The following is a 19,554-nucleotide window of genomic DNA, read 5'->3' on the forward strand; positions in this document are numbered from 1 at the left end:
TCCTAGGCGCCGTCCGCGCGCTTCCGCTCCTCCCACCACGCCAGCAGCGCGGCGGTGGCGTCCTCCTCGGACATCGGGCCGTGGTCCATCCGCAGCTCGAGCAGGTGGTGGTACGCCGCGCCCACGTCGCGACCCGGCTTCAGCCCGAGCAGCGTCATGATCTGGTTGCCGTCGAGGTCGGGCCGCACCGAGGCCAGCTCCTCCTCCTCGGCCAGCCGCTCGATGCGCGACTCGATGTCGTCGTACGTGCGCCGCAGCCGGTCGGCCTTCCGCTTGTTGCGCGTCGTGCAGTCGGCGCGGGTCAGCACGTGCAGCCGGTCGAGCTGGTCGCCGGCGTCGCGGACGTAGCGGCGTACCGCGGAGTCGGTCCACTCGCCCGACCCGTAGCCGTGGAAGCGCAGGTGCAGCTCGACCAGCTTCGTCACCGCGGCGATCTCGTCGTTGGAGAAGCGCAGCGCCTTCATCCGCTTGCGCGTCATCTTGGCGCCGACCACGTCGTGGTGGTGGAAGGTGACGGTGCCGTCGTCCTGGAACTTCCGGGTCCGCGGCTTGCCGACGTCGTGCATCAGCGCCGCGAACCGCGACACGAAGTCCGGGCCGCCCCCGGGCAGCCGATCCTCCAGTGCGATCGCCTGCTCCAGCACGGTCAGCGTGTGCTGGTAGACGTCCTTGTGCCGGTGGTGCTCGTCGTGCTCGAGCGCCAGCGCGGGCAGCTCGGGCAGCACGTGGTCAGCGAGACCGGTCTCGACCAGCAGGGTGAGCCCGCGACGGGGGTACGGCGCGCGGACCAGCTTGACCAGCTCGTCCCGCACGCGCTCGGCGGACACGATCTCGATGCGGCCGGCCATCGCCCGCATCGCCTCCACGACCTCGGGCGCCACCGAGAAGCCGAGCTGCGCGGCGAACCGGGCCGCGCGCATCATCCGCAGCGGGTCGTCGGAGAAGGAGTCCTCCGGCGTGCCGGGCGTCCGCAGCAGCCCGTGGGCCAGGTCGACGACGCCGCCGAAGGGGTCCTCGACGGTGTTGCCCGGCAGCGTCACCGCCATCGCGTTGACGGTGAAGTCGCGGCGGCCGAGGTCGCCGGTCAGGGTGTCGCCGAAGTCGACGGTCGGCTTGCGGGAGGAGGCGTCGTACGCCTCGGAGCGGTAGGTGGTGACCTCGACGTGGTACTCGCCCTTGCGGGCGCCGATGGTGCCGAACTCCCGGCCCATCCCCCAGGTCGTGTCGCCCCAGCCCTTGAGCAGGCGCTCGGTGGTGTCCGGTCGCGCCGAGGTGGCGAAGTCGAGGTCGTCGTGCAGCCGGCCGAGCATCGCGTCGCGGACCGGCCCGCCGACCAGGGCCAGCTCCTCGCCGGCCGAGGCGAACAGCGCTCCGAGCTCGTCGGTCACCGGGGCGAGCGTCGCGAGCGCCGACGCCACGCGCTGCTGCATCTCCGGGACGCTCGGCGGCGCGGGGACGGGCGTGGTGGGCTCGGGCACGGGAGGCGAGTCTACCGAGGACGGGTCGTTAGCCTTGCCCCCGTGACCCGCCCCTGGATCGTCCGCGCTGCCGCATGCCTGGCCGCGGCTGTCGTGACGGCCGGGACGGTCCCCTTCGCCGCGGGTACGGCGGACGCGAAGACCGGCAAGGCGCCCGCCGCCGCGCACGTCCAGCGCAAGGTCGCCGCGACCCCGCTCGGCCTGACGATGGACTCGATGACGCCGTCGACGATCCCCGAACGCGGCCGGGTCACGGTCTCCGGGACGGTCACCAACAACAGCGACGACGTCTGGACCGACCTCCAGGTCTACCTGTTCCGCTCCCAGACACCGATCACCACGCGGGCCGGGCTCGCGGAGGCGGCGCTGAGCGACCCCGCCACCGACGTCGGCCCTCGCGTCGCGACCGAGGGCCGGTTCGACGAGATCGGCGACCTCGCGCCCGGTGAGAGCACCTCGTACACCGTGTCGGTCTCCCGCTCGGACCTCGCCCTGAGCGGGGAGCCCGGCGTCTACTGGATCGGCACCCACGTCCTCGGCGCGGTCGACGGCGTGCGCGACGGGCTCGCGGCCGGCAAGGCCCGGTCGTTCATGCCGCTGATGGACGAGGACGCCGAGGGCACCGACCTCGCCGTGGTGATGCCGCTGCGCGACCGGGTGAAGCGCGCCCCGAACGGCAGCCTGATCGGCCTCCGGGCGTGGCAGGACGCGGTGTCCGACGAGGGGCGGCTGGGCCGGATCGTGCAGCTCGCCTCGACGGCCGGCAGCGACCTCACCTGGCTGGTCGACCCCGCCGTCCTCGAGGCGATCGGCTCCGTGGCGGTCGACGACCCGTCGTTCAGCACCGCGCCAGACGGCACCGGTCCCGAGGCCGGGACGCCCGAGGAGGGCTCCCCCTCGCCGTCGCCGAGCGGGAGCGAGAGCCCGTCCACCGAGCCGACCGAGGCCGCGGACCCGGACGCCGAGGACGAGGTCGCCGAGCTGTCGCCCGAGGCGATCACCGCGACCGAGTGGCTGCAGAGGTTCCGGTCGGAGTCGGCCGACGACTCGATGCTGGCGCTGCCGTACGGCGACGTGGACGTCGCGGCGATCACCACCAACCGGCTCCGCCCGGTGCTCGAGGAGTCGCAGCGGCTGAGCGCGGAGACGATGGCCGCGCTGGGGCTGACCGCCCGGTCCTCCGTCGCGCCGCCCCGCGGCTTCCTCCCGGCGCGCGCCCTCGCCGCCCTCGACGCGACCACCACCGTGCTGATGACCGACCGCGCCTTCCCGACCAGGTCCGGCACCGTCGTCGGCCGCTCCAACGGCACGCAGGTCGTGCTGACCGACAGCGCGGCCGCCTCCGGCGGGCCCGGTCCGACCGACCGCCTCGACGCGCTCGCCGTACGCCAGCGGCTGCTCAGCGAGTCCGCCCTGCACGCGCTCACTCCCGAGCGCGACACCCCGTTGGTCGTCACCCTGCCGTCCCGGTTCGACCCGGGCGACGACTGGCAGTCGGCCGACTTCTTCGGCGGGCTCGACGTGCCGTGGCTGACCCGGGTCGGTGTCGGCGAGGTCGTCGAGTCGGGTCCGGCGAGCACGACGACACAGCCGCCGCTGTACCCGGCCTCCCAGCGCGCGGCCCACGTGCCGCTGGCCAACCAGCTCGCCGCCCGGGAGCTGCAGGACCTCGGCCGGGTGTACGCCGAGCTGCTCACCGACAACGACAGCATCGCCGACCAGCTCGCCAAGGCCGGCACGCTCGCGACGTCGTACCAGGTCCGCGGCCGCACCGACGCCGCCCTCACCCGTGCGCGCGCGACGGCGGAGCGGGTGCGCCACAACCTGGCGAGCGTCGAGGTCGACGGCCCGGCGTTCGTCAGCATGACCAACGAGATCGGGCCGATCGGCGTGACCGTGGAGAACAAGCTCGACGACACCGTCACGGTGCAGCTGGAGGCGCAGACCCAGTCGGGCGACGTCGAGATCGAGAAGCCCGACCCGATCACGCTCGGCCCCGGTCAGCGCGCCCCGGTGCGCATGCGCGCTCGCGCGGCGTCGATCGGCGTGCACAACGTGACGCTCGTGGCCACCACGACCGAGGGCTCGATGCTCGGGAGCCGGGACCAGTTCACCGTGCGCAGCAGCAACATCGGCACGGTCATCTGGGTCGTCATGGGCGCCGGTGCCGCCCTGCTGGCCGTCGCCATCGTGGTGCGGCTGTTCCGCCGGGTGCGGGCCTACCGGCGCGACGGGGCGGCCTCGTGACCGAGACGCGCGACAACGGAGCGGAGCGGGACGAGGACCGGTCCATCCTGCGCAGCAGCGCGGTGATGGCCGCGGGCACGGTCGTGTCGCGGCTCAGCGGCTTCGTCCGGGGCGCGCTGCTGGCGACGGCGCTCGGACTCGCGCTGCACGCCGAGCTGTTCAACATCGCCAACACGCTGCCCAACATGATCTACATCCTGGTCGCGGGCGGCATCTTCAACGCCGTGCTGGTGCCGCAGCTGGTGCGGGCGATGAAGAACGACCCCGACGGGGGCGACGCCTACGCCCACCGGATCATCACGCTGGCCGGACTGTTCCTCGCCGGCGTCACCGCGGCCCTGGTCGTCGCCGCACCGCTCGTGATGCGGGTCTTCCTGTCCGACACCTACTTCGAGCCCGGGTACGCCGAGCAGCTCGACTCGGTGATCGCGTTCGCGCGCTACTGCCTGCCGCAGGTCTTCTTCTACGGGATGTTCGTGCTGGTCGGGCAGGTGCTCAACTCCCGCGGCACCTTCGGCCCGATGATGTGGGCACCGATCGCCAACAACGTGGTCGCGGTGCTGGTCCTGCTCGGCTACCTCGCCGTGTACGGCACCGCCCAGGGCGACGAGCTCACCGGCGGCTACACCCCCGGGCAGGAGGCGCTCCTCGGTCTCGGCTCGACGTTGGGCATCGCCGTGCAGCTGCTCGTGCTTCTGCCCTGGCTGAAAAGAGCCGGCTACACCTACCGGCCCCGGTTCGACTTCCGCGGCGTCGGGCTCGGCCACACCCTGCGGCTCGGCCTGTGGACCGTGCTGTTCGTGATCGTCAACCAGGTCGCCTACACCGTCGTGGTGCGGATCGCGTCCAACGGAGCCGCGACCGGCGGCACCGGCTACACCGTCTACTCGTTCGCCTTCGTCGCGATCATGGTCCCGCACTCGATCGCCACGGTGTCGCTCGCGACCGCGATGCTGCCGCGGCTGTCGAAGCACGCCGCCGACGGCGACCTCCCGGGCGTCGCCCGCACCGTGGCGGCGACGCTGCGTCAGGTGCTGGCGCTGATCGTGCCGGTCGCCGCGCTGCTTCCGCTGATCTCCCACGACGCCGCCCGGCTGGTCTGGGGCCACGGCGCCGCGTCCGAGAGCTACGGCACCGTCGGTACGGCGATCGCGCTGTTCGCGCCCGGCCTGGTGCTCTTCACCAGCCACTACCTCCTGCTGCGCGGCTTCTACGCCCTGGAGCGGACACGCACGGTGTTCTGGGTGCAGTGCGTCATCGCGGCGACGAACATCGGGCTGGCCCTGCTGCTCACCGCCGGCACCCCGCCCGCCGACACCGCCCCCGCCCTGGTGCTCGCGTACGGCGGCGCGTACCTCGTCGGCGTCGCCGGCTCCTACCTCCTGCTGCGGCACGTGCTCGGCGGCCTCGACACCCCGAGGCTGGTGCGGTTCCTCGTCCGGCTCGTCCTCGCGGTCGCGCTGGCCGCCGCCGTCGGCTGGGCCGTGCGGCTCGGGGTCGACGCCGCCGTACCCGACGGGGACCTCCAGGCGGTCCTGTCTGTTGCTCTCGTCACGATCTCCGGCGCGGCCGTGTACCTGCTGGTCAGCCGGGTACTCCGCATCACCGAGGTGACCGCCGTGGTCGGTCTGCTGACCGCCCGGTTGGGCCGGTGAGACAGGCGCACGTGCACCCGTAGCATGGCGAGAGACCCACGAGGGCCGAGACAGCACGAGCGAGTGCGAAGGGAGGACGTGTGCCAGACACACCGGTGGGACCGGGCACCGTGCTCGCCGGGCGCTTCGTGCTCGAGGACCTCGTCGCCGACACCGAGGGCGCCCGGTTCTGGCGCGCCACCGACAAGATCCTCGCCCGCAGCGTCGCCGTGCACGTGATCGACTCCTCCGACCCGCGCGCCGCGGGCCTGCTGTCCGCCGCGCGGACGTCGGCCACCGTCACCGACGGCCACCTGCTCCGCGTGCTCGATGCCGCCACCGCCGACGACGTGACGTACGTCGTCAACGAGTGGGGCCACGGCATGTCGCTCGACCGGCTGCTGGCCGAGGGGCCGCTCAGCCCGCGCCGGGCGGCCTGGGTCGCCAAGGAGGTGGCCGAGGCGATCAGCACGGCCCACCGCGCCGGGATCGCCCACGGGCGGCTGCTGCCCGAGAACGTCATGGTCACCGAGTCCGGCTCGGTGAAGCTGATCGGCTTCGTCGTCGACGCGGTCCTGCAGGGCCGCGACACCGCGACCGTGCGTGGCGAGCAGACGCTCGAGGAGCACGAGGCCGACGTGGTCAACCTCGGCGCGCTCCTCTACGCCGGGCTCGTCGGCCGGTGGCCGGGCACCGACGGCTCGGTGATCCCGGCGGCACCCGTGGAGCACGGCCGGCCGCTCCGGCCCCGGCAGGTGCGCGCCGGCGTGCCGCGTCCGCTCGACGCGATCTGCGAGCGGGTCCTCGGCGGCAACGGCCACGGCGTCGTACCCCTGGAGACCGCGCACGAGGTGTACGCCGCCCTGTGCGACTACGTCGGCGACCCCACCGCCGCGCCGCTCGGCGACACCGGGCCGATGCCGGCGGTCGACGGGGACACGGGCGAGCAGCCCGGTGAGGCCACCCAGCTCTCCCCCGGGCCGCTCGTGGAGACCGGCGACGTGGCGGGTGCCAACGGCGGCGACCCGGAGCGCACCCAGGTGGGCGTGCCCCGCTTCGACGACGACGCCGCCGACGCTGACGACCCCGACGGCCCGGCCGCCCCGTCCGGCGACGGGCCCGAGTCGACCCGGGTCGTCCGCACCGCGCCGCCGCCCCCGCCGCCGTTCCCGGAGCCGGAGGAGCGGCCGCTCTTCGCGTCCGACGCCCCGCGCCGCCCGCGCGACACCGACCCGCTGGCCAGCACGCCGGCGACGTACCGCACCGCCACCCACGCCACCATCCCGCCCGCCTGGGGCCCGGACGCCGACACCCCTCCCCCCGCCGGCGGCCGCCGCCGCGCCGACGTCGACGAGCCACCCGGCCGCAGCTGGCTCCGTCTCGCCGCCGCGCTCGCGGGTGTGCTGGTGCTGGTGCTCGCGATCGTGTTCGCGTTCAACCTCGGCCGCGGGTCCGTCCTGCCCGGCGGCGACGACGAGGCGCAGTCCGGTACGCAGACCGAGGGCGCCTCGAAGCAGACGCCCAAGCCCGTCGAGGTCGCCTCGGTCAGCGACTTCGACCCGCCGCCGGGCGGCAACGGCGAGGAGAACGCCGAGACCGCCCCCCTCGCCGTCGACGGCAACCCGACCACGGCCTGGCGCACCAGCACCTACTACGACCCGCTCAGCCTGCAGAAGCCCGGCGTCGGCCTCCTGGTCGACCTGGGCAAGGCGGTCGACGTCTCCGACGTCCAGCTCACCCTCATCGGTCAGGGCACCGACGTCGAGCTGCGGGCGGCTCCGGGCGCCGACGCGGCGCCGACGGCCCTGGCCCAGACGGAGCGCGTCGCGGCGGCCGCCGGAGCCGGCACCGACGTGACGCTCGCACCGAAGCAGGCCGTCAAGACGCGGTTCCTGCTCGTCTGGCTCACCGACCTGCCCACCGTCGACGGCGGTTACCGCGGCGAGGTCGCTGAGATCGGCGTCCGCGCGTGACAGCCTGACCTCGTGACCGACGTCCCGCCCGAGCCCGACGACCGCGCCCTGGTCGCGGCGCACCTGGCGGGCGACCCCGAGGCGTTCGGCACCCTGTTCACCCGGCACCGCGACCGGCTCTGGGCGGTCGCGCTGCGCACCACCGGCGACCCGGAGGAGGCCGCCGACGCGCTGCAGGACGCGATGGTGGCGGCGTTCCGGCGCGCCGACTCCTACCGCGGCGACGCGGCGGTCACCACGTGGCTGCACCGGATCGTCGTCAACGCCTGTCTCGACCGGCTCCGTCGCCGCAAGGTGCGCGTCGCCGACCCGCTGCCCGACGACGTCGACGAGCGCGGCGCGACCCTCGCCGCCGGAGCGCCCGGGATTCTCGCCTCCGGCAGCCACGGCGAGACCGTGGACGACCCGGCGGAGGTCGTCGCCCGGCGCGAACGCGACGACGCGGTGCTCGCGGCGCTGGCGACGCTGTCCACCGAGCAGCGCGCGGCACTCGTGCTGGTCGACATGCAGGGGTACTCCGTCGAGGAGACCGCCCAGATCCTCGACTGCGCCCCCGGCACCGTGAAGAGCCGCTGCTCGCGCGGGCGCGCCCGCCTCGCGCCGATGCTCGCCGACCTGGCCCCGGGGAACCGGCCGGACCCACCGCGCGTCCCATCCACGACCCCGGATCCCCCACCCGGCCCGGCCGCGCCTACGTCGGCGCAGTCCGCACGCCCCGGCGAGCCCCCTGAGGAGGTGAGCACCTCGTGACCGAGCACGACGACCAGCACGACGACCAGCACGACCCGGAGCAGGACCCTCGGCAGGACGAGGTACGCCGCCTTCTCGGCGAGCTGCCCGACCCCGGGCCCCTCCCGGCCGACGTGGCCGCCCGCCTCGACGACCGGCTCGCCGCCCTGGTCGCCGAGCGCGCCGGAGGCTCCGAGCACGCCGAGGTCACGGACCTGGCGGCCGCCCGCGCCCGGCGGCGCCGGTGGCGCACCGCCCTGGTCGCCGCGGCAAGCGTGGCCGTGCTCGGGATCGGGATCGGGACCGTCGCCGACGACCTGCTGCCCGGCGGCGGCTCGTCCGAGAGCGCCACCACCGCCGACGCCGGCGGCGACTCGATGATGCGGGAGGCCGCTCCCGACGCCCCCACCGACCAGGGCGGCGCGAAGACCTACTCCCAGGACAGCGACGGCGCCCCCGGGACCGAGAGCGGGGGTGCGGCCGCCGGCGCGCGGCGCGCCCCGGTCCGCAGCGCCACGCTCGACGAGGACCTCGCCCGGATCGCCGCCCGTGCCGACCAGCAGCGCGCGCTGACCGCGGACACCCCCGGCACCGCGTCGGCGCTCGCACCGTGCGCCGTACCCAGGCTGGCCGACGGTGACCAGGCCGTGCCGGTCCGCTTCGACGGCGACCCGGCGACGCTGGTCCTGCGGGCACCCTCGGGTGGGACGCGCGAGGCGCAGGTCTACGCCTGTGACACCGGTGACGCCCAGCTCGCGCAGGGCAGCGTCCCCGCCCGCTGATCCCCTGGCGACGCGCCGGGCGGACGTGCCCCGCGGAATGCTCGGCACCTAGGATTCGTTGAACGCAGCAGACCGCCGCACCACCACTGCAGGGAGACCTGGACCCCCATGTCCGACCAGTCCACCGTCACGTCCGACGTCCGCAACGTCATCATCGTCGGCTCCGGCCCCGCGGGTTACACCGCCGCCGTGTACGCCGCCCGCGCCAACCTGGCGCCCCTCGTCTTCGAGGGCTCCGTCACCGCCGGTGGCGCGCTGATGACCACCACCGACGTCGAGAACTTCCCCGGCTTCCGCGACGGGATCATGGGCCCCGAGCTCATGGACAACATGCGCGCCCAGGCCGAGCGGTTCGGCGCGGAGCTGATCTCCGACGACGTCACCGCGATGGACCTCGACGGCGAGGTCAAGGTCGTCACCGACGGCGCCGGCACCGAGCACCGCGCCCGGGCCGTGATCCTGGCGATGGGCTCCGGGTACCGCAAGCTCGGCCTGCCCGACGAGGACCGGCTCTCCGGCCACGGCGTGAGCTGGTGCGCGACGTGCGACGGCTTCTTCTTCCGTGAGCAGCACATCGCGGTCGTCGGTGGCGGCGACTCCGCCGTCGAGGAGGCGACCTTCCTGTCGCGGTTCGGCTCCCGGGTCACGCTGATCCACCGCCGCGACGAGCTGCGCGCCTCGAAGATCATGCAGGAGCGCGCCTTCGCCGACCCCAAGATCGACTTCGCCTGGAACTCCGAGGTCGCCGAGATCCACGGCGACGACAAGCTCACCGGGCTGACCCTGCGCGACACCGTCACCGGCGAGACCCGCGAGCTCGACGCGACCGGCCTGTTCATCGCGATCGGCCACGACCCGCGCTCGGAGCTGATCACCGGCCAGGTCAAGCTCGACGACGAGGGCTACGTGCTCGTCGACCAGCCGTCCACGCGGACCAACCTGACCGGCGTGTTCGCCAGCGGCGACCTGGTCGACCACCACTACCGCCAGGCGATCACCGCGGCCGGCAGCGGCTGCGCCGCCGCGCTCGACGCCGAGCGGTACCTCGCCGCGCTCGACCACGCCGCCTCCACGGCCGGTACGTCGGACGCGACCGCCCGCGAGGCGGCCGCCGTCGTGGTCGAGACCGCGCAGACCGCCGGCGCCTGACGCCGCACCCACCGCCGATACGGACGCGAGGGTCGGGAAGAAACGTCCGACCCGTCGTGTTCACTGACCAGACGACTCGTCCAAGACACCACCCCGACGAAAGAGGGCACCCGTGGCCAACATGCAAGCCGTGACCGACGCCGACTTCGAGACCGAGGTCCTCAAGTCCGACAAGCCCGTGCTGGTCGACTTCTGGGCGGAGTGGTGCGGCCCGTGCCGCCAGGTGGCCCCGATCCTCGACGAGATCCAGGCCGCCCACGGCGACAAGATCACGTTCGTGAAGATGAACGTCGACGAGAACCCCGTCACGCCCGCGCAGTACCGCGTGACCGGCATCCCGACCCTCAACGTCTACCAGAACGGCGAGGTCGTGAAGCAGATCGTCGGCGCCAAGCCCAAGGCCGCCCTGCTCAACGAGCTCAGCGACTTCATCGGCTGAGCTCCGCGTGCCCGTCGGCGACGCCCGGTCCCTGCCTTCGCAGGGCCGGGCGTCGCTGCGTCACCGGCATCGTCGCCGGCATCGTCACCGGCGTCGTCACGGGCGTCACCGTGGCCGCGCCGACTTGACGATGTCTGGTCCGGCGGCAACCGTGGAGCCCGCTGGTGCGTCTGTTTGACCGAGGGTCCGCTCGGGGTACGAACCTTCGGGCCGTGCCCGCCTGCTCGACCCCGACCCGCCCGCGTCGTCCACCGACAGCCCGAGAGCCCCGAGAGACCGAGGGAGGCACGTTGACCGATCCCGCCCCTGCGTCCCCCCAGTCCCCTCAGTCCTCGGGGGCCGGCGCCCGGGTCTTCCGGGTCGGCGACACCGGTCCGGCCGTCGCGGAGATCCGGGCCCGTCTGGACCTCCTCGGGCTCGTCGGTGAGGACTCCGCCGCCCCCGCGACCTACGACGCCGCACTCGACCGCGCGGTCCGCGCCTTCCAGCAGCAGCGCGGCCTGTCCGTCGACGGGGTCGTCGGACCCCAGACCTACCGGATGCTCGAGGAGGCGCGCTGGCGGCTCGGCGACCGTCTGCTCACCCACGCGCCGGGCGCCGTGCTCTCCGGCGACGACGTGATCGCGCTGCAGCAGCGGCTGCTCGACCTCGGCTTCCAGGTCGGCAAGATCGACGGCCGCTTCGGCCGGCGGACCGAGCTGGCGGTCCGGGAGTTCCAGCGCAACGTCGGCGTGCCGCCCGACGGCACCTGCGGCCCGGCCACCCTCAAGGCCCTGACCCGGCTCGCCCCGATCGTGCGCGGCGGCCGCCCCAACGCGATGCGCGCCGAGGAGCGGATCCGCGACGCCGGTCCGCAGCTGACCGGCAAGATCGTCGTGATCGATCCCTGCGTCGCCCGGATGCCCGAGGCCGTCAAGGAGCAGGACGCCGGCATCGCGGCCCGGGCCGAGACGCTCATCTCCGACCTCGCCAACCGCGTGGAGGGCCGCCTGGTCGCCACCGGGGTGCAGGCCTACCTGACCAAGCGCGCGGGGGCCGACGAGGCGACCGAGGTGGAGCGTGCCGAGTTCGCCAACCGCACCGACGCGCACCTGGTGATCTCGCTGCAGGTCGACGCGTCCAGCAATGCCGACGCGGCGGGCGTCTCGACGTACTTCTTCGGCCTCGACGCCCACCACGCCTGGTCGTCTGCCGGCGAGCGGTTCGCCAGCCTCGTGCAGCGCGAGATCGTCGCGCGCACCGACCTGACCGACCTGCGCTCGCACGCCAAGAACTGGGACCTGCTGCGCCGCACCAAGATGCCCGCCGTGCGGATCGACGTCGGCTACCTCACCAACCCGGGCGACGCCGCCCGCCTCGGCGACCCGGCGTTCCGCGACGTGGTGGCCGAGGCGATCGTGGTCGCGGTGCAGCGGATGTACCTGTCCCCCGAGACCGACACCCGCACCGGGTTCCTGCGCTTCGACGAGCTGCGCGCGGCCGTCCGCTGAGCCTCGCCCCGGGGCGGTCTCGGTCACCCGGGACGGAACGGGGTGTCAGTCCAGCTTCTCCCGGTGCGCGCCCCGGTTGCCGGCCGCGGGCTGCGGCGCCCGGCCCGGACGGACCGCCCCGAGCAGCTTCTCCAGCGCCGCCTCGACCTCGCCGCGCCAGGTGACCGCCGACTTCACCTCGAGCCGCATCCGCGGGAAGCGCGGGTGCGGTCGCTGGGTCTTGAACCCCACCGCCAGCAGGTAATCCGCCGGCAGGACGCAGCAGGTGTGCTCGACCCCGCCGCGCTTCGGCGCCCGGGTGTCGCCGAACGCCTCGACCGCGCGGATTCCGCCGCGTTTCACCAGGTCGCGGACGACGCTCTGCATGAGCATCCGGCCGATCCCGCCGCCGGCGTACTCCGGCAGCACGAACGCCGTCGACAGCAGCACGGCGTCCTCGCTGATCGGCGCGGTCGGCATCGCCTCGGCGCCGGGGAGGTACGGCGCCGGGGCGAACACGATGAACCCGACCGCACGGTCGTCGACGTACGCCACCCGGCCGCACGACCCCCAGTCGAGCAGGACACCGGAGAGCCAGGCCTCCTTCTCGCTCTTGGCCTCGCCGGCGCGCAGCGCGCGCTCGCGGCGGACCGGGTCGAGCTCCCAGAACAGGCACGACCGGACGTCGTCGGGCAGGTCGGCCAGCGTGTCGAGGGTCAGCCGGGCGAGCTGGCGTCCCGGGCGGATCAGTCCCATGTCGTGGCCCCTCTCGGACGCGCCGTCAGGCGATGCTTCATCCTAGGACTGCACCGGAGGAGTAGTGATGTCCGAGCAGACCAGACGCGAGATCGGCCGCGCCGAGAGCACCGGGCGCGGCGAGCCCGGACGCACCCGGCTGGACAGCTACGTCGACCGCTACGCCGCCCGCACCAACGGGATGACCGCCTCCGAGATCCGCGCCTTGTTCTCCGTCGCCAGCCGGCCCGAGGTGGTCTCGCTGGCCGGCGGGATGCCGAACATCTCAGGCCTCCCGCTCGACGTCGTCGGCCAGGCCATCCACGACCTGGTCCAGACCAATGGCGCCACCGCGATGCAGTACGGCTCCGGCCAGGGCGACCCGACGCTGCGCGAGCAGATCTGCGACGTGATGCGGCTCGAGGGCATCGAGGCGCACCCCGACGACGTCGTCGTCACGGTCGGCTCGCAGCAGGCCGTCGACCTGGTGACCCGGATCTTCTGCGACCCGGGCGACGTGGTGATCTGCGAGGCGCCGTCGTACGTCGGGGCGCTGGGCGTGTTCCGCGCCTACGAGTGCGACGTCGTGCACTGCGAGATGGACAGCGAGGGGCTCGTGCCCTCGGCGCTGCGTGACGCGATCGCCACCGTGCAGGCACAGGGCCGCCGGATCAAGTTCCTCTACACGATCCCCAACTACCACAACCCCGCCGGCGTCACGCTGTCCGCGGAGCGGCGCACCGAGATCCTCGAGATCTGTCGCGAGGCCGACGTGCTGGTGCTCGAGGACAACCCCTACGGCCTCCTGGGCTTCGACGGCGACCCGATCCCCGCGCTGCGGGCCGACGAGGCCGACGGGGTGATCTACCTCGGGTCGTTCTCCAAGACCTTCGCGCCGGGCTTCCGGGTCGGCTGGGTGCTCGCGCCGCACGCCGTCCGCGAGAAGCTCGTGCTGGCCCAGGAGTCCGCGACGCTGTGCCCGCCGGCGTTCTCGCAGATGGCGGTGTCGTCGTACCTCACCCACCACGACTGGCTCGGCCAGATCAAGCAGTTCCGCGAGATGTACCGCGAGCGGCGTGACGCGATGATCGGCGCGCTGGACGACCTGATGCCCGCGGCCGCCCGGTGGAACGTCCCGGCCGGCGGCTTCTACGTCTGGCTGACGCTCCCCGACGGGCTCGACGCCAAGGCGATGCTGCCGCGCGCGGTGACCGCGCGGGTGGCCTACGTGCCGGGCACCGCGTTCTTCGCGGACGGGTTCGGGGCACAGAGCATGCGGCTCTCCTTCTGCTACCCGACGGCCGAGCGGATCCGGGAGGGCGTGCGCCGGCTGACCGGCGTGATCGAGGAGGAGCTCGAGCTGCGCGAGACCTTCGGTGCGCCCTCCCGGCACCTCCAGCGCGGCTACGAAGCCCCCAACAGCGACCTGACCTGAGGAGCAGACGTTGGTCTCGACCCTTCGACAAGCTCAGGACGGCGCCGGATCGTCCACCCGGGTGCTGGTGCTCGCCGGTGGCCTCTCCCACGAGCGGGACGTGTCGATCCGTTCGGGCCGTCGCGTGGCCGAGGCGCTGCGCGACGCCGGCTTCGAGGTCGACGAGCGCGACGTCGACGCGGGCCTGCTCCCCTGGCTCGCGGACCACACCCCCGACTGCGTCGTACCGCTGCTGCACGGCGAGACCGGCGAGGACGGCGCGCTGCGCGAGATCCTCGAGCTGGTCGGCCTGCCGTACGTCGGCGCCGGCCCCGCGGCCTCCCGGGTCGCCTTCGACAAGCCGGTCGCCAAGGTCGTCGCCCAGGGCGCCGGGCTGCACACGCCGCCGTCCGTCACGCTGCCGCACGAGACGTTCCGCGAGCTCGGTGCGGCCATGGTGATGCACCTGCTGGTCGCGGCGCTCGGGCTGCCGCTGATCGTGAAGCCGGCCAAGGGTGGCTCCGCGCTCGGCTGCTCGGTCGTCCGGTCCGCCGACGACCTGCCCAGCGCGATGGTCGACGCGTTCGCCTACGGCGACACCGCGCTCGTCGAGCAGTGCATCGAGGGCGTCGAGGTCGCCGTGCCGGTCATCGACACCGGCGAGGGCCCGCGCGCGCTGCCGGTCGTCGAGGTCAAGCCGGACGGCGGCGTCTACGACTACACCGCGCGCTACACCGCCGGGAGCACGGAGTTCGTCGTGCCCGCGAAGATCGACGACGACCTCGCCGCCGAGTGCGCCCGGGTCGCCGAGACGATCCACGCCGCGCTGGGCCTGCGCGACCTCTCCCGCTCCGACCTGATGATCGACGCCGAGGGGCGGGTCTGGTTCCTGGAGGTCAACGTGGCCCCGGGACTGACCGAGACCTCCACGGTGCCGCTGTCCGTCCAGGCCGCCGGGCTCGACCTCGGCACCCTCGTCGGTGACCTGGTGCGCGCCGCGGTGGCCCGCCGCACCCCCTGACTGACAGGATCGGCCGATGCGCGACCTCACGTACCCGCCGATCATCGTCACGGCCAAGGTGGCGTTCCGCGCCCTCGGGCTGCGCTTCGACCTGACCGGCACCGAGCGGGTCCCCCGCACCGGCGGGGCCGTGCTGGCCTACAACCACGTCTCCTACGTCGACTTCGTGCTCGGCGGGTACGCCGCCCAGCCCTCGCACCGGCTGGTCCGGTTCATGGCCAAGCGCGAGCTGTTCGACCACCGGCTCACCGGGCCGCTGATGCGGTCGCTGCACCACATCGAGGTCGACCGCGCCGAGGGGACGGCGTCGTACGACGAGGGCGTGCGCTACCTCCGCGCCGGCGAGATCGTCGGCATCTTCCCCGAGGCCACCATCTCCCGGTCGTTCGAGATCAAGGAGCTCAAGACCGGTGCCGTGCGGATGGCGGCCGAGGCCGGTGTACCGGTCCTGCCGGTGGTGCTGTGGGGGACGCAGCGGATGTACACCAAGGACCACCCGCGCGACTTCTCCCGCGGCAAGACCATCGCGATCCACGTCGGCGAGCCGCTGCACCCCACCGGCGCCGACCCGGTCGCCGAGACCGCCGAGCTGCACGCCGCGATGAGCGCGATGCTCGACGAGGCCGTCCGCGGCTACCCGGCCGCGGAGCAGCCGCCCGGCTCGTGGTGGCTGCCCGCGTCGTACGGCGGCAGCGCACCCACCCCCGACGAGGCCGCCCGGCTCGACGCCGAGGAGAAGGAGCGTCGCGCGGCCCGCCGGGCCGAGCGCGAGGCCCGCACGTTCCGCCCTGAGTGAACCGCTCTGGCGCGGCCCGCGGCGGCCGTGCTCTGCTGCGGCCCATGAGCACCCTCCTCGTCCTCGGCGGCACCTCCTGGCTCGGCGGCGCGGTGGCGCGGCACGCCCGCGACGCCGGACACGACGTCACCTGCCTGGCCCGCGGCTCCTCCGGCTCCGTCCCCGACGGCGTCACCTGGGTGACCGGCGACCGCGACGACCCGGCCGCGGCGTACACCGAGGTCGCCTCGCGCGACAGGGACGCGGTCGTCGACGTGGCCCGGCAGCCGGTCCACGTGCGCGGCGCCCTCGACGCGCTCGCCGCCCGGGCCGGCCACTGGCTGTTCGTGTCCACCTGCAGCGTCTACGCCGACAACGGCACCCCCGGCGCCGACGAGTCGGCGGCCCTGCACGAGCCGTGGGTCGGGCCGGACCCGCTCGCCCTGGCTCCGGACGAGGAGTACGGCCCGGCGAAGGTCGCCTGCGAGCAGGCCGTCCTCGCCGCCAGGCCGGACGCGCTGGTCGCCCGATCCGGGCTCATCGTGGGGTATGGCGACCGCAGCGACCGCTTCGGCTACTGGCCGGCCCGGTTCGCCCGCGCGGCCGGCTCCCCCCACCGAGACGTCGACGGCGAGGTGCTGCTCGCCCCCAGGGACCAGGCCCTGCAGGTGGTCGACGTCGAGGACTTCGCCGCCTGGCTCGTGCGCTGCGCCGCCGACCGCACCGGCGGCGTGGTGAACGCGATGAGCCCGTCGCTGACGTTGGGCGACCTGTACGACGCCTGCGCCGCGGCCCTCGACGGACCGCCTCCGGCCGCCGCGGAACCGTCCGACGGCTGGCTCCAGGGCCGGGAAGTCACCCCGTGGATGGGCCCGGACTCGCTGCCGCTGTGGCTGCCCCAGCCCGAGTACGCCGGTTTCATGACCCGCGACGTCGCGGCCGCCGAGCAGGCCGGGCTGACCTTCCGCCCGCTCGCCGAGATCGTCCGCGCGAGTCTCGCCTGGGAGCGAGAACGCGGCCTGGACCGCGATCGTCGGGCGGGTCTCACCCCGGCCTACGAGGCCGAGCTGGTCACCGCCTGGCGAGCGGAGGCGCCCGGGACGTCACCCGTGTCCGCGCCGGTGCCGACGGCCTGACGCACCCCTCCGAGGGTGAAACCGCAGGTCAGCGGCGTGCAGCCGGGTCGACTTGTCTCTTTGTCGACAAATCGACAGATCGACCAATCAATCTGTCGACGGTGACGAGCCCGCGTTCGGGTCCATGATGGCGACGATCCGCTCGAGGTCCGGGATCGAGGCGAACTCGACCGTGATCTTCCCCTTCGACCGGCCCAGGTCGACCTTGACCCGGGTCTCCAGCCGGTCGCTCAGCCGCTCCGCGAGGTCGGCCAACGCGGGGGCCGTCGGCTTGTTCCGGCGGACGGCCGGACGCGCCCCGGACCCGAGGTCGCCGACCGTCACGATCTCCTCCAGGCCGCGCACGGAGATGCCCTCCGCGACGACCCGGCCGGCGAGCCGGTCCTGGATGTCGGCGTTGTCGACGGCCAGCAGGGCGCGGGCGTGCCCGGCGGACAGGACCCCGGCAGCGACCCGGCGCTGCACGGCCGGGGAGAGCTTGAGCAGGCGCAGCGTGTTGCTGATCTGCGGGCGGCTGCGACCGATCCGGCCGGCAAGCTCCTCGTGGGTGCAGCCGAAGTCGTCGAGCAGCTGCTGGTACGCGGCCGCCTCCTCGAGCGGGTTCAGCTGCGACCGGTGCAGGTTCTCGAGCAGGGCGTCGCGCAGCAGGTCGTCGTCGCTGGTGTCGCGGACGATCGCGGGGATGACGTCGAGCCCGGCCTCCTGCGTCGCCCGCCAGCGGCGCTCGCCCATGATCAGCTCGTAGCGCGGCTCGCCGTCCCGATCGCCCACCGCCCGGACCACGACGGGCTGGAGCAGCCCGATCTCCTTGATGGAGTGCACCAGCTCGGCCATCGCGTCCTCGTCGAAGACCTGGCGGGGCTGACGCGGGTTGGGGCTGATCGCGGTGACCGGCAGCTCCGCGAAGTGCGCTCCCACGACCGGGGTCAGTCCCTGGCCGTCCGTCGTCGGTGGGGGGACGGAGTCGGAGATGCCGGAGCTCCCGTCGGGAGCGGAAGCAGCCAGCAAGCGCGACGAGTCGGACGTGTCGGACATGTGCCCATTGCCCGACGGCGCGCCGGCCGCGCCGGCCGGGGGCGGGCCGGCGGGGGCGGTCGGGATGAGCGACCCGAGTCCGCGGCCGAGTCCACGACGCTGCTGGGGCTTCTGGTTCATCGGGCCTCTCCCTGGTTCGCGATGGTCGACGCGGCGGCGGCGGCCTCCGGCTCGACGCGGAAGGCCATCTCCCGCGCGGCCTCGAGATAGCTCAGCGCCCCGGGCGAGCTGGGGTCGTACGTCATGACGGTCTGGCCGTAGCTCGGTGCCTCCGAGATCCGCACGGACCGCGGGATCGCGGTGCGCAGCACCTGGTCGCCGAAGTGGCCGCGGACCTCCTCGGCGACGCCGGCGGACAGCCGGGTGCGGGCGTCGTACATGGTCAGCACGATCGTGGAGACGTCGAGACCGGGGTTCAGGTGCGCCTTCACCATCTCGACGGTCTCGAGCAGCTGGCCGAGTCCCTCCAACGCGTAGTACTCCGCCTGGATCGGGATCAGCATCTCGTCGCCGGCCACGAGCGCGTTCAGCGTGAGCAGGCCGAGCGACGGCGGGCAGTCGATCAGCACGTAGTCGAAGCGGTCCTCGGTGTCGGCAAGGATCTGCGGGTGGGCGTGCAGGGCCTTCCGCAGCCGACTCTCGCGCGCCACCATGCTGACCAGCTCGATCTCCGCGCCGGCCAGGTCGATCGTCGCGGGCACGACGAAGAGGTGCTCGATCTCCGGGCTCGGCTGGACGATCTCAGCAAGGTCGGTGCCGTCGACGATCGCGTCGTAGGTCGAGAGGGTCCCCCGGTGGTGGTCGATGGACAGCGCTGTCGAGGCGTTGCCCTGAGGGTCCAGGTCGACGACGAGGACCCGGAGCCCGCCCTGCGCCAGCGCCGCCGCCATGTTGACCGTCGTCGTGGTCTTGCCGACGCCGCCCTTCTGGTTGGCGACGACCATCACGCGCGTCTGTGGCGGGCGCGGCAGTGGTCCGCGCAGGTGCAGGCCGGCCCGCACCATCAGCTCCTGCTCGACCGTGCGGGCCAGCGGGGTGGAGTCGTCCAGGGCGCTGGCACCCAGGGCGTAGTCGCCCGCGGTGCGGTACGCGGCCCCCGGTGCCGGCGCCGGACCGAAGCGCGACGGCTCGGGCGACGAGGGCGCGGTCGGGAGGGAAGGTGTCACGGGCTTCTCCTGGTCAACCGGGGGCGCTGCCGAGATGGTTTCACGTGAAACCGCCGCCTCGGTGTCCGCGGTGTCCGCCGTCATGGCCGCCGCCAGAGGCTCTGTTTCACGTGAAACATCCGACGGCGCCGCCAACTCATGCACGGTCTGTGGATCAATCTGTGGATTCTGTGGGTATCTCGGCCAGCCGAGCGTGGGGACGGTCTGCGAGACCCCGGTGGCGTCCGTCGATGAGCCGCGAAGAGCCGGCCATCCGAGACCGCTGACCGTCGGGACCGAGCCGTCCGAGCTGGAACTGTGGAGCGGGGTCACACGCACCCTTTCGGTGGCAGGACGGGGAAGGTCGGTGGAGGCGCGCCGGCTGTGGGCGGA

The 19,554-nt window shown here is 73.7% G+C and carries 16 protein-coding genes; 12 read left to right on the forward strand and 4 right to left on the reverse strand.

The genetic code is table 11. From position 1 onward, the window contains the following. Positions 1–2: 2 nt before the first annotated feature. Complete coding sequence (locus ETU37_RS17660) at positions 3–1,430, reverse strand: CCA tRNA nucleotidyltransferase (RefSeq protein WP_129988796.1); 1,428 nt, start codon at positions 1,428–1,430, stop codon at positions 3–5. Between the two features lie 90 nt (positions 1,431–1,520). Between ETU37_RS17660 and ETU37_RS17665 the strand changes: the two genes are divergently transcribed. From ETU37_RS17665 to ETU37_RS17700, 8 genes are all read left to right on the forward strand, one after another. Beyond that, positions 1,521–3,725: a DUF6049 family protein gene (locus ETU37_RS17665; RefSeq protein ID WP_129988664.1), complete on the forward strand. Its 2,205-nt coding sequence runs from the start codon at positions 1,521–1,523 to the stop codon at positions 3,723–3,725. After that, entirely contained in the window at positions 3,722–5,380 is a 1,659-nt protein-coding gene (gene murJ / locus ETU37_RS17670) for a murein biosynthesis integral membrane protein MurJ (RefSeq protein ID WP_240755807.1), read from the forward strand. Before ETU37_RS17665 ends, murJ begins: the two co-directional genes overlap by 4 nt. An 80-nt stretch (positions 5,381–5,460) precedes the next feature. Continuing rightward, entirely contained in the window at positions 5,461–7,332 is a 1,872-nt protein-coding gene (locus ETU37_RS17675; protein ID WP_129988665.1) for a protein kinase family protein, read from the forward strand. A 12-nt stretch (positions 7,333–7,344) separates the two neighbouring features. Continuing rightward, a complete protein-coding gene (gene sigM, locus ETU37_RS17680; protein ID WP_129988666.1) occupies positions 7,345–8,082 on the forward strand; it encodes an RNA polymerase sigma factor SigM in 738 nt (245 codons plus the stop codon). Then, positions 8,079–8,843, forward strand: coding sequence for a hypothetical protein (locus tag ETU37_RS17685; protein ID WP_129988667.1), 765 nt, complete (start codon positions 8,079–8,081; stop codon positions 8,841–8,843). The genes sigM and ETU37_RS17685 overlap by 4 nt, the downstream gene beginning before the upstream one ends. Positions 8,844–8,951: 108 nt before the next feature. Then, positions 8,952–9,992: a thioredoxin-disulfide reductase gene (gene trxB / locus ETU37_RS17690; protein WP_129988668.1), complete on the forward strand. Its 1,041-nt coding sequence runs from the start codon at positions 8,952–8,954 to the stop codon at positions 9,990–9,992. Between the two features lie 121 nt (positions 9,993–10,113). Continuing rightward, positions 10,114–10,431, forward strand: coding sequence for a thioredoxin (gene trxA, locus ETU37_RS17695; RefSeq protein WP_129988798.1), 318 nt, complete (start codon positions 10,114–10,116; stop codon positions 10,429–10,431). A 290-nt stretch (positions 10,432–10,721) separates the two neighbouring features. After that, positions 10,722–11,921, forward strand: a complete 1,200-nt coding sequence (locus ETU37_RS17700) for an N-acetylmuramoyl-L-alanine amidase (protein WP_129988669.1) — start codon at positions 10,722–10,724, stop codon at positions 11,919–11,921. 45 nt (positions 11,922–11,966) lie between these two features. Here the strand turns inward: ETU37_RS17700 and ETU37_RS17705 are convergent, their stop codons facing one another. Further along, positions 11,967–12,656, reverse strand: coding sequence for a GNAT family N-acetyltransferase (locus ETU37_RS17705; protein ID WP_129988670.1), 690 nt, complete (start codon positions 12,654–12,656; stop codon positions 11,967–11,969). A gap of 67 nt (positions 12,657–12,723) precedes the next feature. Between ETU37_RS17705 and ETU37_RS17710 the strand changes: the two genes are divergently transcribed. From ETU37_RS17710 to ETU37_RS17725, 4 genes are read left to right on the forward strand one after another with little or no spacing between them, the layout of a single operon-like run. Continuing rightward, on the forward strand, positions 12,724–14,070 hold the full coding sequence (locus tag ETU37_RS17710; RefSeq protein ID WP_129988671.1) for an aminotransferase-like domain-containing protein: 1,347 nt from the start codon (positions 12,724–12,726) through the stop codon (positions 14,068–14,070). A 10-nt stretch (positions 14,071–14,080) separates the two neighbouring features. Next, a complete protein-coding gene (locus ETU37_RS17715; protein WP_129988672.1) occupies positions 14,081–15,070 on the forward strand; it encodes a D-alanine--D-alanine ligase family protein in 990 nt (329 codons plus the stop codon). Positions 15,071–15,086: 16 nt separating this feature from the next. Further along, positions 15,087–15,866: a lysophospholipid acyltransferase family protein gene (locus ETU37_RS17720; RefSeq protein ID WP_129988673.1), complete on the forward strand. Its 780-nt coding sequence runs from the start codon at positions 15,087–15,089 to the stop codon at positions 15,864–15,866. Positions 15,867–15,910: 44 nt separating this feature from the next. Further along, entirely contained in the window at positions 15,911–16,981 is a 1,071-nt protein-coding gene (locus ETU37_RS17725) for an NAD-dependent epimerase/dehydratase family protein (protein ID WP_129988674.1), read from the forward strand. An 87-nt stretch (positions 16,982–17,068) separates the two neighbouring features. On the opposite strand, the gene ETU37_RS17730 is transcribed toward ETU37_RS17725, so the two are convergent. Both ETU37_RS17730 and ETU37_RS17735 read right to left on the reverse strand, forming a co-directional pair. Next, complete coding sequence (locus ETU37_RS17730; protein WP_129988675.1) at positions 17,069–18,136, reverse strand: ParB/RepB/Spo0J family partition protein; 1,068 nt, start codon at positions 18,134–18,136, stop codon at positions 17,069–17,071. Next, complete coding sequence (locus tag ETU37_RS17735; protein ID WP_420819117.1) at positions 18,133–19,182, reverse strand: ParA family protein; 1,050 nt, start codon at positions 19,180–19,182, stop codon at positions 18,133–18,135. The genes ETU37_RS17730 and ETU37_RS17735 overlap by 4 nt, the downstream gene beginning before the upstream one ends. Between the last annotated feature and the right edge of the window lie 372 nt (positions 19,183–19,554).

Source organism: Nocardioides iriomotensis (genome assembly GCF_004168035.1).
GTDB lineage: Bacteria > Actinomycetota > Actinomycetes > Propionibacteriales > Nocardioidaceae > Nocardioides_B > Nocardioides_B iriomotensis.